Below are 14,617 nucleotides of genomic sequence, written 5' to 3' on the forward strand. Positions count from 1 at the left end.
TTAAAATCGTGAAGATTAGGGAAAACGATGAAAAAAGTAAGTTAACCGCTAATTTTTTCATTTGTTCCTTTTTGTCCTTTTGTCACCTTTTTAAATATAAAGCGAGCAACTAACACGTACAGTGGTAACACAATAATGACGGCAATAACATTTAAAATCCAAGGTATTGTCCCCATAAAAACGTTTGAAGATGCTTTATCATACCAGCTCACAATCAGTAGTAAAAAGACCACACTGGATATAAAAGTACTTATATATCCCTTCTTATAGTTTGTACTTCTCACAGCAACAACAAAGCCAATTACCAATGAAATGCCTGCTGACATTAAGACAAAAATCAAAAATAAATTTGCTACCTTTTGAACGTCCATTACTTCCCTCTTTCTTATAAGATTTTCACTCCAGAATTTTCGTTGCGTCACTTATAAAAAAAGTAAATTTAAGTACTTTGAACTGCCTAAAACAATTAACGCCCTTTTCTAGATACAATTCCTACAGTATTTTGATTAGCCGCTTCACTTTGTTTTTGATCAAAAGTTACTATTAAATTGTATATAAAAATTAACAAACCACACCCAACCATAATCCAACGCATACTTCCTTGGAATGCAGAATTAAAAATGTTTGCTAAAACTATTATAAGTCCTGTTGACATGTTAAGATAATTCCAAAACAAGCAAATCGCCCCTCCTTAACCATTGCTTCTTCTTTTCTTAGGTCTTAATATAAATTCGTAGATGAACCAATAAATTAGAGGAAATAAAACGATAACGAGAAACCCGTTTTCAGCCGGTATATATTTGTAGATTAATAGCATAATAATTGCAAACACAAGGTAAGCTATCCAAAACCCTTTATCTCTTTTACGCATACTTACCACCTCTCTCTGAACTGAAATAGCATCCTAACGTCTAACGTATTTTCTATATACACAACCAAATCCTTTCTTAAAAGTACGTTATTAGCGAACGCCATACCAAGATAAGCCTAATTTTTAAGTCTAGGCTTATCTTGGTACTACCTATTTAGCAAGAAATACTTCTTCATTCACATTTTCAAAAAACGACTCCAACCTAGAAAAGTCCTCCTTGTTTCCCCGTGTAGAGAAAACTTCTTGATCATCATGAACAACAACCATCGTAAAAGTTGATTTGAAAATTGTAAGGATTTGCTTTCCTGTTTTTATTTCCCTGATTTTATTAAATGGGATATGTAATACAATAGGCAGCTTAGAGAAAACTTCTCCGTAAAAAAGTAGGCTTTTTTCTGTATAAGCTAAAACACCTCGAATAGGTACAGAATTTCCATTTGGTACACCTACAAGTCCCGAAAATCCACTTTCACATTCATAGTAAGTTAAAATAGATTCTCTAATTTCTTCGTCGCTATCTACCCTTTCTTTAAACTCTTTAGTTGCTCTCTCTTTTAAACTCATACTATCCCCCCTATAGAAATTACTTCTGTTTAACGTACACCTAACTAAATTTTATAATAATTACACTTTTTTGTAAATTTTAGGTATCTGCCACCTAATTAATCTTTCTAGTTAAAATAATTCATACAAAAAAGTGCTTGGATATTTAAATATCCAAGCACTTTTTGTTAATCCCCTCAAACTCCAAAAACTTTATAGGAAGGATGCGTTTTTAATACTCAGGCTTAGCAACACCTAAATCCGATTCAAAATCAGTAAGGTACGTGCGGGCTCCGTTATATTTTTCTTCTTCTTCATAGTCATAATTATTACTTGTGTACGGATTGTTAACAATGTTTTTATATGATCTGATGGTTTTTAATTGAGTATCCAAGGAATAATCAAAACCTTTCATTGCTGTTTCTAATTCTTCAAGCTGTTCCTTACTAAAATCATCTCGATGCTTTTGTAATTCATCTTTTATTATATGCAGTTTGTATACTGGTCCGTTTGTTATGTCATTAACTGTAGGTTTTATATCTCTATTAATATCTTCTTGAGAAGAATGGAGGTGGTCGTAGAAGAATGATATACCTAGATCCTTGCCGTCATCCCAACCTCTGGTGGCCTCGATAACCGAATGCATATTTTTCATCATTGTCACTTTATATATTGTTTTAGGGGAAGTGTATTTCGTATAAGCTTTTAAAGCCTCTTCTCCATTTAGTTTATCAACATCTTTTTCAAGGTTATTGATACTTATTTCTAACTCGTCATTATTCATTTTATTAACCTTTGCAGTACTGTTAACGGACGTAGATAACAAATTAAAATCATTTTTATAACTTTGAAACGTTTTTTCTATGTCCTCATCTTTATTAATAAGACGATCACATTCATTTTGGAGAAACGTTAACTCTATTTTTATTTCTTTTTGGGCTTCTTCTTGTTTTGTATTTTTGCTAATTGATTCTTTTGAGGTACATCCCATTAAACTAAAAGCAACAGTTAGAACAGCTGCTCCTGCTGCTATCTTCCTTGAATTCTTCATTGTGAAACTCCATTTCTTTGTTGTTTAACTTTTACATACTGAACAACTATATCACATAAATGGATTATTTTAACTATTTATATTAAGATTAAAATTAAAGAAATTAATAAAACGGGGGTTTGTATGAAAAAGTTATATTCTGCATTACTCGCATCTCTACTGTCAGCCATTATACTAACGGCTTGTTCAGAAACGAACGTAAACAGTAAAAAAGACGTGGGATTCTATTCTAGTGAAGATGAAGCCTTTGAAAATGCAAAAAAAGAGTCTACAGGAATACAAGATATTATCGGTGAAAGCAAATATGTAGATAACGAAAAGATTGTTATCTATACAATTAAAGAAAAATCGAATGTAGGTATAGGAACAGCTACATTAACTCAAAAGGATCAAAAAATCCGTTGGTATTTTAATGGGAATCCAGCTATTATTAAACAATCAAAGGGAAATACAGATATCACTAGTGAAATAACGACTCCAAAAGGTGTAAAGTACGATTTTTATGCCGGTACCCCAACAAAATCAAATATGACAATTGAAACCCGTACCGATACTGAAGTGGTCCCTCATATTGATAAAGAATATGATATTTATTATTACCTCTCCCCTGTTCCAAGCAATTAAGCAGCAATTTTTTATTAGTCGCAACTAACTAAGGGGGACATTATATATGAAAGAGTTTATAAAATTATCTCTGTTTATGTTTATTATCGTTGGATTATCAGGGTGTATAGGCGAGGAATATGACTTCTCTCCCCCTACGGTTACATTATCGGCCAATGATGTTGTGGATGTTGAACTGAAAGAAACTAATGTAGATTGGCGCGGTGAAGAAGGAAAACAGTACAGAAAGGAAACAAATACAAAGAATAGTATAAATAGAGCTAAAAAGCAACAACAGCTAGCTGTAGCCCCTGAAACACCAGGGAATTTAAGGTTTGATAGCGAAGATTTTCTTGTTAATGACATTAGTTCTTATACAATAAGCACTAGTAATGCGAAGCAAGATATTAGAATAAACGAACAAGATAGAACTTTTGCGTTCCCGAAGAAAAAAGGGAATTATGTTTATTTGCTAGAACTCCAAACTGATAGAGGCTACGCACAATATGTAGGGAACGTTGTTGTTAAATAAATAACATAGAAAGTAATAAACCCCAACCTCTACAAAGAGATTGGGGTTTATTACTATTATAGTATTCTACTATACCTACATGAGAGGTCACTTATTGTCATTAGTAAGCTCTATAGAAAGATCTTGTCCAGATATTTTTCGACTTACGTATGAGAATAAAAAAGTGCTAACTACAAGCATTGATACTACTACAGAAAGAATTGTTTTATAATCTATAACAAACTTCCCTGGATCCATTAATAGCAGAATTAATGTTATTAAAAGTCCCATTACAATTCCATATATTACTCCAATCGTAATATATAAATTCACTTGTGAAAGAATGACTTTACGAATGGATTTTGGCGTCATGCCCATCGCGCGTAAAACAGCAAATTCTTTTCGTTTTGAATAAATATTATTTGCCAATGAATTAAATACTCCTATCATGGTAGAAAGAACCAATGTGGCAATAACAACTATAAAAATTCCCCAACGCTGATAAAACATTTCGTTTGCTTCTTTAACAGATTGATCATAGCTGCTTACCTTTAATTCGGGATACTGGCTTTTTAAGCCCTCAATTTCTTTTACAGCGGCCTTTACATTCGTAGCATCTATATATAGGCGGTAAAAATTCACATCTTTAAACTCCTTGTTTTTCCAGTCTAAAAATGCCTCATAGTTGTCAAGAAGATGGTCAGGTATAGCTGTTACGACATAATCTCCTTTAGGTATTATATGCCCCTCTATAATTGATCCATCTTGATTTTTAGCATACATACCTAAATGGAGTACCTGACCTACTTTTACATTATGACTTTCAGCAAATTTTTTAGACACTATTATACTATTCTCTTTATTACTTCCTTTTACATAAGAGAAGTGCTCTAGAAGTCCTTGCTTCTGCAATCTTTTCAAGTCAACCACATTGTAAAGAATATCTGTAACCTTTTTTGACTTTGAAATCTCCCCTAAGCCCTGGTTGCTCATGTTGCTAACGCTTTTTACGTGAGGCAATTGTTCAGCCTTTCTAGTGAGTTCTGCTACATCTATTTTTGAATCATCAAGGCGAGTTTCCACAATAATGGGCATTACATATTCTTTTTTTAAGTAGGTTAGTCCATTATTTTGAATGGTTCTAAATGTAATTGACCCAAATACAGTAATGACCATTAATCCGCATATTATTAAGATAATCATTGTATTTTTTCTAACTTGAGGAATTAGATTTTTAACGGAAATATAAAATTCTTTCCCAAATAGTTTTTTTCCATATGGTAAAAACCACTTTAATCCTTTAGTCACTAGGATAGGAAAGATTAGTATAAAGGCAAACAAGACTAAAATAACTGTAATTAGTAACATCCCAGGTCCGTATGTGCCTCTTGTAGGAAATACCTGGCTTCCTATAACTAAAAATAAGGACATTGCTATTAGTACCTTGAAAATTACTATTCTTGTCTTGGAAAAACCATAGTTAATTTTCTCGTTCTTCTGCATTGTTTTTAGTGGCAATACTTTTGTACTTCGATAAGCTGGAATGAGTAAAAAGAATTGAATAATAACAAACATTACAACTGTAATGATAACGGCAGTACCTACGTTAAAATCAGATGGAGAGGAAGCTATTTTCGACACTTTTCCTAACCAGCTGTATAAGTACCTTTGACTGCAAAAGGTTAGCAAAAACCCGACACCTGTACCTACGGTGTTTATAACGGTGCTTTGAAGTGTGATAATCTCGCTAATCTGTTTAGCAGTGGCTCCTATCGACCGCATAATGGCGAACTGATTCCTCATTTTGTAAAGCAAAAGCTCAAAGTTTGAAATGAGAATAAGAGACGTGATGATTAATACCAATGCCGATAAAACCATAATAAATGTATGTAAGGATTGTAAATTATTTTGCACGCCTGCATCTTGTTCAGCTATATCAATACGTAAGTCCTTGTTATATGATTTAATATGATTGGCCAACTTTAAGGCGCTCTCGTTTTTTTGTGCCTTTATTAATAAATAAGTCGCTTCTGCGCTGCTTTTTTCTTTTGTTTGAATATAGCGTTTTACATTCTTTTGATTAAGTATCAGCATATCCGGTGCTACTCCAGTAGCGGATAAATCATTTACGGTTTCCGCTAATGTGTATGTTCTGTTTTCAATAAGGACTTTATCACCAATTTTTATGTCTAAATCTTGGGCTAAGCTCTTATTCATTGCCACAGAGCTACTATTTAGAGGTTTGGAAAAGTGATATCGACTTTTAGCTAAGTAATCATTTTCAACACCTACTGTATAGATAGAGGCATGTAGTTGATTTAGGTTTAAATGAGCAATAGATACTTTTGATACCTTATCTACCATTTTATCCTGGTGAATTTCTTCAACTAAAGTTGATGTCAAAATTTTGCCTTGATTCATATCAAACCCTACGGACAAATCCATCGCACCGTAAGTTTGTTTTAATTGACTTTTTAATGTGTCCTGCGCATTAAAAGAGAATAAAACCATACTAAGTACAAGCATGGTAGAAATAGCTACACTTACAATAGACGAAAACACAATGAATTTATTGGACTTAAATAAACGAAAAGCTAAACCTCGTAGTGTTTTCATATCTTAAGACTCTCGGCTTTTGTAATAAGCTTAAACTTCTCTAGTATATGATCCAAATCACTATTTCCACTACAGATATACGTATCGACAATAGAGCCATCATGAAAGAATAGAACGCGATCTGCATAAGTAGCTACATTAGGGTCGTGAGTAACAAGAAGTATGCTTTGGCTAAGTTCGTTTTTTGTGGTTACCAGTGTGTCTAGTATGCCTTCGGAAGTATTAAAATCAAGGTTACCTGTAGGTTCATCTGCCAGAATAATAGGTGGGTCAGTTATAATAGCCCTTCCTATAGCTACGCGTTGCTGTTGTCCACCTGACAGTTGTACAGGGCGGTGTTTTTTCCAAGCTGTTAAGCCCAAGAGCTCAACAACGTTATTTACTTTTAAATCAATTACGTCCGATGTAAGTTCCTTTAAAACTAGCGGAAGAGCTATGTTTTCTTCTACAGATAAATCTTTTAATAAGTGGAATGATTGAAAGATAAATCCAATGTTATCTCGTCTGTACGCTGAAGCTTGAGGTTCTTGGAACATATCTTTTGAAAGCATTCCGTTTAATTTAATCGTTCCACTAGTTGGCTCATCAAGTGCTCCTAAAATGTTCAGCAGTGTACTTTTTCCTGAACCACTTGTTCCCATAACAGCAACCATTTCACCTGCCCCTAACTGAAAGGATATATCATTTAGTGCAGTAACTTCATAGCCCTCTCCTTTATAAACTTTAGTTAAATTTCCCACCTCTAAAATATGTTGATTCTTCACGTCTTCACCTCGAAGTAAGTTTCTTTTTTTGTAGTAGCAAAGGTAGTTCACGCTTTTATTACATCTACCTCGTAAATCCCACTATATCTAGTACGTTTCAAAACAGGAATAGTTTTACATTTTGTGAAAAAAAGGAAAATTTTTTAGTTATTTATAAGAAACACAGAAAAGTAGAAGTTTATGAGATAAGCTGCTACATTCAAATTCAAACAAAAACAGTGTTGTATTTGACTCTGTTTTCTTGCTTAAATTCACTTGAACTCACATAAAACATTTCCACTTTTACCCTTATGTCTTGTAGTCCCACACGTAAACAATTATACTTATTTTAGTAAATATTCATAAAAAAGGAAGGAGAGGAACGTCATGCCGCCAAATCCATCACACCATCCTATTATTCTATTTGATGGTGTTTGCAATCTTTGCAACGGATGGGTACAGTTTGTTATCAAACGAGATTCACGTGCTCTATTTCGTTTTGCGTCGCTTCAATCTGATACTGCGGGAACCTTGCTGCGTAAGCATAACTATGAGCACCCACCACTTCACTCGGTCATTCTTCTTATGAACGGGAATCTTTACACAGAGTCTACGGCTATCCTACATATTGTCCGCCAGCTTCGAGGACCCATTCAACTAATGGCGTGTTTCCAAGTGGTTCCCGCGTTCATTCGAAACCTGTTCTATCGTTTCATTGCACGTAATCGGTATAAGTGGTTTGGAAAACAAACGTCATGTATGTTGCCAACCCCTGAAGCCAAAATGCGATTTTTGGACTAAGCATACAAATGGAGGAAAACAATGCGTTTATCAACAAAAGAGAAATTTCGTTTAAGTATTCTTGCGACCCTAAGGTGGACCATGGCTATTACGTTTCTTATGTATGGAATGGCCAAAATCTACCCAGGACAATTTATAACAGGCGATTTCGTGTTTGATTCAACAAAAGATTCTGCGATGAAACTGGCGTGGTATTTCTTTGGGTATTCTGATTTCTACAACTATTTTATTGCCACTGGCGAATTATTAGCTGCGTTGTTATTGGTGATTCCGCGTACCGCGACACTAGGGAACATTATTTTTCTCCCCATTATTGCTAACATCACCGTCCTTAACTATTGTTTCAACATTCCTGCCAAAGTGGTGTGTGTTCCGCTTCTTGTGATGAGTTTGCTATTAGTATTGATGGAATACTCCAAGTTAAAAGGCATCTTCTTTGTCAACACTGCTACCCCAACGCAGAAAGTAGACGTTCAATCATCCGAAAGGAAGGTGACCGTTAAATGATCGTCTTTCTTTTGCCGCCCATTATCTTCGGTTTGGCGTGTACTTATTATTTTGGTCTTCGCAAAGAAGACTGAACACAGACAACTCCTTTTTGGTTCTGACTAGTATTTACGGAAACCAGGGAAGTTCGCGATAAGATACTAAAAAGAACTGCTGCAGGTAAACCCATAAAAGTGCAAATTGATGCCGCTGCATGTTGGCATTAAATTTCTTTATGCCACTTTTCAAAAACAATAAAAAAGGCAGAAGCTCAACTTATGAGCTGCTGCCTTTTATTTATAGAAACACAGAAATAACCTTTTAACGATACCAAATGGTTTTATCTTGATACGGAATACGTTTTGATGAAGCTTCTTTATTAGGATGTCCGACGTAAATTAAACCTAGGAGCTTATCGCCGTCTTCTAGAGATAAAAAGTCATTCAGTTCTGACTGATAGACAATATCACCCGTTCTCCAAATTGTCGCCAAACCTTGTTCTTCCGCTACTAATAGCATATTTTGTATGCTTGCCGCTACGGCAGAGATTTCTTCAATTTCAGGCACTTTTCCTGAAGGACTTACTGCTACAGCAATAATGACAGGAGCGCGAAGCGGTCCTTTTTTTGCTTTTGTTGTTTTTTTCAACGCTTCTTCTTCACTTAAGTGAGCAGTTTTTTGCTTCATAATACGTTCCATTTCGTCTCCTAAACGAACGCGTGAATCCCCTGTAAACACTCGGAATTTCCAAGGCTCTGTCTTTTTATGGTTAGGAGCCCAAGTGCCTGCTTCTAACATAAGGTTGATAGCATTTTCTGATACGTCTTTGTCTTGCATAGCCCCAATCGTTCTTCTGGCTTTAATAATATCTAATACACTCATGCTTTCTGTCTCCTTTTTTACATTCAATTTATTAGTATAGGTATGTATATATCTTATATATAGAATAATTGAAAATCATTCTCACTGTCAATTGTTTTGCCATCATTCGGGTTGCGATAAATAAATATGCCAATTTTTTATGCATGTTTGTTTTTTTAGCAGGTTTTCTTTTAATTATTTGGCAGTTCTGGTAAATAAAAAACGATTTGGAACATGTAGTCCAAATCGTTTTTTTATCTTATACCCAGCCGCGGAAACGAGAAGCTTCAGCTGATTTTTTGATTCCTGCCATGTAAGCAGCAAGTCTCATGTCTACGTCATTTTCTTGAGCGATTTGATAGATCGTTTCAAATGAATCCACCATTACCTTGCGTAATTTGTAAGCTACTTCCTCTTCAGACCAATAGTAGCCTTGATTATTTTGCACCCATTCGAAGTATGAAACCGTTACGCCTCCAGCACTTGCTAAAATATCTGGCACTAAAAGCACGCCTTTTTCATCTAAAATGCGCGTGGCTTCAAGCGTAGTCGGTCCGTTCGCCGCTTCGACTACAATAGAGGCTTTAATGTGATCCGCGTTGCGAACCGTAATTTGATTCGAAATGGCTGCGGGTACTAAAATATCACATTCTTTTTCTAATAGTTCTTCGTTTGTCATCACATTGGTAAATAAATTCGTTACGGTACCAAAACTGTCGCGTCGATCAAGCAGGTAATCAATATCAAGACCAAGCGGATCATAAAGAGCTCCATACGCGTCTGAAATGCCAATTACTTTTGCACCTGCATCATGCATGAACTTAGCAAGAAAACTGCCGGCATTTCCGAAGCCTTGAATAATAATCCGTGCTTCTTGCAAGTTAAGGTTTTTCTTTTTAACAGCTTCTTCTATACAAATGGTTACTCCTTTAGCCGTTGCAGTTTCGCGTCCTTGAGATCCTCCGAGTACGATAGGTTTTCCGGTAATAAAACCAGGAGAATCGAACTCACGCAGTCGGCTATATTCGTCCATCATCCACGCCATGATTTGAGAATTTGTATAGACATCCGGTGCAGGAATATCTTTAGTAGGCCCAACTATTTGACTGATGGCTCTTACATAGCCGCGGCTGAGTCGCTCTAGTTCACCAAACGACATGTTTCTTGGGTCACATACAATTCCGCCTTTACCTCCGCCGTACGGAAGGTCGACAATCCCGCATTTTAAACTCATCCAAATGGATAATGCCTTCACTTCTTCTTCATTTACTTCAGGATGAAAGCGTACGCCTCCTTTAGTAGGCCCGACAGCATCATTATGCTGAGAGCGGTAGCCCGTAAATACTTTTACCGATCCGTTATCCATTTTAACTGGAATACGAACCGTCATCATGCGCAGCGGTTCTTTCAACAAATGATACATTTCTTCACCATACCCTAGTTTTTGAAGCGCTTCTTGAATAACAGTTTGAGTAGATAAAAATAAATTAAGTGATTCCTGTTCTTGCTGCTGTTCTTTTTTTAATTCACTAGCTGTTTTTGTAATGGACATTCTGTTCACCCCATATTAATCATTGAAATTTCTCAATGATTTAATATGCAATTCCTGTGCCAATTTCAGCGGTTTTACAACGCTTTTATTTTATAAATAATCTGCATTAGCACGCCTTATATTCCCTGCATAGGCTGATATTAGTATATACTTAAAGAAATAAGACAAACTATTTATACTGAAAAGGAGGAAAGTGCTATGTTACATGAAAGAAAAGAACAAGAGCGAAACAATCACCATATAGAATGCTGTTCCATCTGTGGAGAAAGGCTAACATCTTTTCAAGAAAAAGAAATCTTCACATGCGACAGCTGTTTTGAACAAAAAGTCAACGATGTGCTTTCTGAGTTGTAATCAGGTACTCTATTTTTTAGAAACAGGTGTCACAATATTAAAGTTTGGATCAATAGAATCCTGACAAGACAAAAAGAAATCCCATTTTGATTTATCTCCTTGAACAAATATGACCGAGCTATAAGAGTGATCATTTGTAGTTGTTAGCCGGTATAAGGTATCTTGCCACATCGTTACCGTCACCTCAGCTTTCTTTCGCGTATCTCCAAGATACCTAAAGATTCCATGCTTAAGTTCTGTGAGAGCTACTTCATTACAATCGGGTATCACAAACAATATACGATAGTTACATGCGCCCGCCTTTAATCCATCTACGCGAATGCTAAATAGTTCTAAAATATTTTTCAAAGGAAGTGTATCCCATACTTCTTTTGTAATAATGTTGACTGGCAGCGGTATATTACCTAAACGAAGTTCTTTGGCTCCTGTTAAATATTCATTTCGCCAAGTACCAGATTCAGCTATATACCCTAATTGTTCAAGCGCGTCTGCGCATAAAAGTTTTGCCTTTACATGGTGAGGATCAGCGTAAATAACTTGTTTGGTCACTTCAGCTACCCATTGATAGTCGCCTTGTTGAAAACAGCGCTGTGCTTTTTGGACAATGTTGTCCGCTCCGCCCATATACTCTACATATTTCTTAGCTGACTCTTCAGGAAACAGTTTATTTAAATCTACAGGATTGCTGTTATACCAGCCCATATAGCGCTGATAAACCGCTTTTGCGTTATGGTTAACCGTTCCATAAAAGCCGTTTGTATACCACTCGTGAGATAGGGTTTCCGGTAGCTTCATCATTCGGCCGACGTGGTCGATGGTATAGCCTTGATTCATCAGCCTTAATGTTTGATCATGAATATATTGATAAACATCTCGTTGATTTTCGATATATGTGATGCACGACTCGTTTCCGAACCTTGGCCAATTATGTACCCCAAATACAGTTGTTAGTTCTTGGCCAAATAAATCGATTGCTTGCTGCAAGTATTTTGCCCACGCTGCTGCGTCTCTTACTTTTGCTCCTCTAAGGGTATAGAGGTTGTGCTGAGTGGCCGTACAGTTTTCTGCAATACAAAGAGCCTTTTCACTAGGAATATAGATGTTCATTTCAGCAGGCGCCTCCGTCCCTGGCGTAAGCTGAAACTGAAATGAGACGCCGTCAATTTTCTTACTTACATAAGAATGATGTTCGGAAGGATGAATTTCTTCTATTCCTTTAATAAGCGTGATTGTTCCAAATGAAATTTCTTTTCCGATGCCGTTGTCAATTAAGCCTTTTTCATCGCGTCGCAGTCGAATACCGTACATGTATTGACTTCTTCGTGTCATTGCTGTTGCCGCCGTGACGTTTTCATCAATAACCGCATCCATAAATCCAGCAGGAGCATAAACTTTACTAGTTTTATTTTGTATTGAGTCAGGTAATATCCCTAGAACTCCGCCATAATGATCTAGATGCGAATGAGAGAAGATAACAGCTCTAACAGGACGCTTCCCGCACTGCTGGTTTACTAGTTCAAGCGCTTTTTCTGCCGTTTCTTTGGATGTTAAGCAATCAATAACAATCCACCCCGTTTTCCCTTTAACAAATGTAATATTAGCCATATCAAAGCCTCTTACCTGAAAGATGTTTTCAGTTACTTGATATAAACCGGCTTGTACATTTAATTTTCCTTGTTCCCACAGTTTAGGGTGGACAGTAGCAGGTGTAGATTGTTCAAATAAAAAAGCGTACTTTCTTAAATCCCATACAGGATACAGCTGATTTTTTTTGAAAACCAGCGGAAAAGGTACGCGTACAAGGGCTTGGTCATCCGCAAGATTTTGTTCTGATTTCACTTGTTCCCAGTCTATTTTTTTATAAGTCTCAGCATTAGTCGCTGCAGTCTTTTGAGTAGCATCTTTTCGGTCAATCGTTAACTCCCGTTCATAATCAAACAGCATAACCCCCTCCTTTTTATTATTTTATGCGTAAAAATAAGACGAAGTACAAAAGAGAGAGAAAATAGAGTCAACAAAAAAGAAGATGCGCTTAGCACGCATCTTCTTTTTTATACTGAATGTTATGTTTGAATAGAATAGTCGAGTATTCTGTCTGAATTAGACAGCCTAGCACTTAGTATAACGATTGTTTACCAATGTTCCTTTTGTAATTAAAGCAAATCTTCCTTCTAAGGTGCTCAATACGTTTCTTGAAGTCGCTGTAAAACAATGCATGTGTACAGTCTCTCCTTTCCTGTATTGGCCTTACATAGAATATATACCCGGGGAAAAATAATTAAAACTTGATTTGGGTATTTTTTCAAAAATAATAATAAATCCATTCCGGTGTTTTTTTAAGAGAACGTTCCCATTTAGGGATTTCATCTATTACTGTTTTGGTTAATCTGCGGCTGTTTGTTTTATCTTCATTAATTTCTCGTTCTATGTGTGCAATCATCTCGCGATCATAAATAAGACAGCTCGCTTCATCATTTAAATAAAAACTTCGGGGATCCCAGTTGGCTGTGCTAATATTGGCAATCGTATGATCGATGACCATTACTTTTCCGTGAAAAAACCCCTTTTTATATAAGAAAATTCGAATACCTTTGTTTAATAGTTGCTCTGTTTTAGGGTAACTAGGCGGTTTAGTGAACCACGCATCAGTATTGTCCGGAAGTATAATATCGATTAAAACGCCTTTTTCTTTTGCTGAAATAAGTGCATTCATTAAATGTTCACTTGGAATAAAATAAGGGGTAGCAATGGTAAGCTTTACTTTGGCACGGTTGATTAGATCAATCATCTTTTGCTCAAGTTCTTCTCCAGTTGAAAACAATAGCTGATAGTTTGCTCCATGAGAGCGAGCGATAGGAACTCGCTGAGCAGATATATGTTGTCCCGTGTCTTCTTCCCAATCTTTCAAAAATTGCTTTTCAATTTCAAAAATACCTTCTCCTTTAATTCGCAAGTGGTAATCACGCCAATAGCCCAATTTTTTATGCTTCCCTAAGTATTCTTCTCCTATATTAAAACCTCCGAGATAGGCTTCTTGGCCATCTACTACGACAAACTTTCGATGATTTCGATGATTAATGCTATAAAAAAAGTGCTGCCTGCTTGCTTTTCGACTAAAGGTAAACTCAACTCCATTTTTCTTAAGATCATCTATGAGTGTTCGGGAGAGATCGTTTCCTCCAAAACGATCTACAGAAAGTTTAATCTTTACCCCTTCAGCTGCTTTCTCTTTCAATAGCTCAAATAGCTTCATGCTGATGTTGTCCGCTCGAATAATAAAAAATTGAATGTACACGTACTTTTTTGCTTTTTTAATATCCTCAAATAAAGTAGGATATAAACTACTTCCTTGTGTATACAGCGCTATCTTGCCTTGGTAAACAGGCGTTTCGATAAGCGGATGTACACGAACATAAGCGTTATAGCCTTTTTTTACGTCCCATTGAAAAAACAAACACAAACAAAGCCCGCATACTAAAATAAACAGCATTTTTTTAACCATACTGTACTCCTGATTTGTCTAATATGTATATATAGGCTTTGGAGGTTTGTTTTATTTTATATGAGGAAATGTATGGAAATATAAAACGTGTAACACGAAAAGCTTAATCATGTTTTGATTAAG

At 35.9% G+C, this 14,617-nt stretch carries 15 protein-coding genes; 5 read left to right on the forward strand and 10 right to left on the reverse strand.

Annotated features, from left to right (window positions below; genetic code table 11):
• Positions 1–41 precede the first annotated feature (41 nt).
• The 4 genes from ACWATA_RS12300 to ACWATA_RS12315 form a co-directional block, all read right to left on the reverse strand.
• Entirely contained in the window at positions 42–371 is a 330-nt protein-coding gene (locus ACWATA_RS12300) for a hypothetical protein (protein WP_028413289.1), read from the reverse strand.
• Between the two features lie 95 nt (positions 372–466).
• Positions 467–676 carry a hypothetical protein gene (locus tag ACWATA_RS12305; protein WP_033579038.1) on the reverse strand — a complete coding sequence of 70 codons (210 nt, stop codon included), beginning with the start codon at positions 674–676 and terminating at the stop codon, positions 467–469.
• Positions 677–1,021: 345 nt separating this feature from the next.
• Positions 1,022–1,435: a hypothetical protein gene (locus tag ACWATA_RS12310; protein ID WP_033579036.1), complete on the reverse strand. Its 414-nt coding sequence runs from the start codon at positions 1,433–1,435 to the stop codon at positions 1,022–1,024.
• A 211-nt stretch (positions 1,436–1,646) separates the two neighbouring features.
• Positions 1,647–2,465: a hypothetical protein gene (locus tag ACWATA_RS12315; protein WP_473049883.1), complete on the reverse strand. Its 819-nt coding sequence runs from the start codon at positions 2,463–2,465 to the stop codon at positions 1,647–1,649.
• Between the two features lie 123 nt (positions 2,466–2,588).
• Between ACWATA_RS12315 and ACWATA_RS12320 the strand changes: the two genes are divergently transcribed.
• Together ACWATA_RS12320 and ACWATA_RS12325 are read left to right on the forward strand one after the other, a co-directional pair.
• Positions 2,589–3,089, forward strand: coding sequence for a hypothetical protein (locus ACWATA_RS12320; protein ID WP_154972926.1), 501 nt, complete (start codon positions 2,589–2,591; stop codon positions 3,087–3,089).
• A 46-nt stretch (positions 3,090–3,135) separates the two neighbouring features.
• The gene (locus tag ACWATA_RS12325; RefSeq protein WP_473049884.1) at positions 3,136–3,600 is read left to right on the forward strand and encodes a hypothetical protein; all 465 of its coding nucleotides are present in this window, start codon (positions 3,136–3,138) and stop codon (positions 3,598–3,600) included.
• An 87-nt stretch (positions 3,601–3,687) separates the two neighbouring features.
• On the opposite strand, the gene ACWATA_RS12330 is transcribed toward ACWATA_RS12325, so the two are convergent.
• Together ACWATA_RS12330 and ACWATA_RS12335 are read right to left on the reverse strand one after the other, a co-directional pair.
• A complete protein-coding gene (locus ACWATA_RS12330) occupies positions 3,688–6,195 on the reverse strand; it encodes an FtsX-like permease family protein (protein ID WP_311264528.1) in 2,508 nt (835 codons plus the stop codon).
• The gene (locus ACWATA_RS12335; RefSeq protein WP_080754425.1) at positions 6,192–6,959 is read right to left on the reverse strand and encodes an ABC transporter ATP-binding protein; all 768 of its coding nucleotides are present in this window, start codon (positions 6,957–6,959) and stop codon (positions 6,192–6,194) included. Before ACWATA_RS12335 ends, ACWATA_RS12330 begins: the two co-directional genes overlap by 4 nt.
• 366 nt (positions 6,960–7,325) lie before the next feature.
• Between ACWATA_RS12335 and ACWATA_RS12340 the strand changes: the two genes are divergently transcribed.
• Both ACWATA_RS12340 and ACWATA_RS12345 read left to right on the forward strand, forming a co-directional pair.
• Entirely contained in the window at positions 7,326–7,739 is a 414-nt protein-coding gene (locus ACWATA_RS12340; RefSeq protein ID WP_033579032.1) for a thiol-disulfide oxidoreductase DCC family protein, read from the forward strand.
• A gap of 21 nt (positions 7,740–7,760) precedes the next feature.
• Positions 7,761–8,246: a hypothetical protein gene (locus ACWATA_RS12345; RefSeq protein WP_033579031.1), complete on the forward strand. Its 486-nt coding sequence runs from the start codon at positions 7,761–7,763 to the stop codon at positions 8,244–8,246.
• 300 nt (positions 8,247–8,546) lie between these two features.
• Here ACWATA_RS12345 and ACWATA_RS12350 read toward each other — a convergent pair whose 3' ends face one another.
• Together ACWATA_RS12350 and ACWATA_RS12355 are read right to left on the reverse strand one after the other, a co-directional pair.
• Positions 8,547–9,107: a nitroreductase family protein gene (locus ACWATA_RS12350; protein ID WP_047750926.1), complete on the reverse strand. Its 561-nt coding sequence runs from the start codon at positions 9,105–9,107 to the stop codon at positions 8,547–8,549.
• Between the two features lie 238 nt (positions 9,108–9,345).
• On the reverse strand, positions 9,346–10,638 hold the full coding sequence (locus tag ACWATA_RS12355) for a Glu/Leu/Phe/Val family dehydrogenase (protein ID WP_335577098.1): 1,293 nt from the start codon (positions 10,636–10,638) through the stop codon (positions 9,346–9,348).
• 198 nt (positions 10,639–10,836) lie between these two features.
• On the opposite strand from ACWATA_RS12355, the gene ACWATA_RS12360 reads away from it, so the two are divergent.
• A complete protein-coding gene (locus ACWATA_RS12360) occupies positions 10,837–10,992 on the forward strand; it encodes a hypothetical protein (protein ID WP_335577099.1) in 156 nt (51 codons plus the stop codon).
• A 9-nt stretch (positions 10,993–11,001) separates the two neighbouring features.
• Here ACWATA_RS12360 and ACWATA_RS12365 read toward each other — a convergent pair whose 3' ends face one another.
• On the reverse strand, positions 11,002–12,936 hold the full coding sequence (locus ACWATA_RS12365; RefSeq protein WP_473049885.1) for an alkyl/aryl-sulfatase: 1,935 nt from the start codon (positions 12,934–12,936) through the stop codon (positions 11,002–11,004).
• 358 nt (positions 12,937–13,294) lie between these two features.
• Entirely contained in the window at positions 13,295–14,494 is a 1,200-nt protein-coding gene (locus ACWATA_RS12370; RefSeq protein ID WP_028413294.1) for a phospholipase D-like domain-containing protein, read from the reverse strand.
• Positions 14,495–14,617: the final 123 nt, after the last annotated feature.

This window comes from Priestia sp. USM5, from assembly GCF_058323215.1.

Bases quoted from the DNA above. Each gene is read 5' to 3' on its own strand.
- ACWATA_RS12300 (WP_028413289.1), bottom strand. From the start codon at position 371: ATGGACGTTCAAAAGGTAGCAAATTTATTTTTGATTTTTGTCTTAATG.
- ACWATA_RS12310 (WP_033579036.1), bottom strand. From the start codon at position 1,435: ATGAGTTTAAAAGAGAGAGCAACTAAAGAGTTTAAAGAAAGGGTAGAT.
- ACWATA_RS12315 (WP_473049883.1), bottom strand. From the start codon at position 2,465: ATGAAGAATTCAAGGAAGATAGCAGCAGGAGCAGCTGTTCTAACTGTT.
- ACWATA_RS12320 (WP_154972926.1), top strand. From the start codon at position 2,589: ATGAAAAAGTTATATTCTGCATTACTCGCATCTCTACTGTCAGCCATT.
- ACWATA_RS12325 (WP_473049884.1), top strand. From the start codon at position 3,136: ATGAAAGAGTTTATAAAATTATCTCTGTTTATGTTTATTATCGTTGGA.
- ACWATA_RS12330 (WP_311264528.1), bottom strand. From the start codon at position 6,195: ATGAAAACACTACGAGGTTTAGCTTTTCGTTTATTTAAGTCCAATAAA.
- ACWATA_RS12340 (WP_033579032.1), top strand. From the start codon at position 7,326: ATGCCGCCAAATCCATCACACCATCCTATTATTCTATTTGATGGTGTT.
- ACWATA_RS12345 (WP_033579031.1), top strand. From the start codon at position 7,761: ATGCGTTTATCAACAAAAGAGAAATTTCGTTTAAGTATTCTTGCGACC.
- ACWATA_RS12350 (WP_047750926.1), bottom strand. From the start codon at position 9,107: ATGAGTGTATTAGATATTATTAAAGCCAGAAGAACGATTGGGGCTATG.
- ACWATA_RS12355 (WP_335577098.1), bottom strand. From the start codon at position 10,638: ATGTCCATTACAAAAACAGCTAGTGAATTAAAAAAAGAACAGCAGCAA.
- ACWATA_RS12360 (WP_335577099.1), top strand. From the start codon at position 10,837: ATGTTACATGAAAGAAAAGAACAAGAGCGAAACAATCACCATATAGAA.
- ACWATA_RS12365 (WP_473049885.1), bottom strand. From the start codon at position 12,936: ATGCTGTTTGATTATGAACGGGAGTTAACGATTGACCGAAAAGATGCT.
- ACWATA_RS12370 (WP_028413294.1), bottom strand. From the start codon at position 14,494: ATGGTTAAAAAAATGCTGTTTATTTTAGTATGCGGGCTTTGTTTGTGT.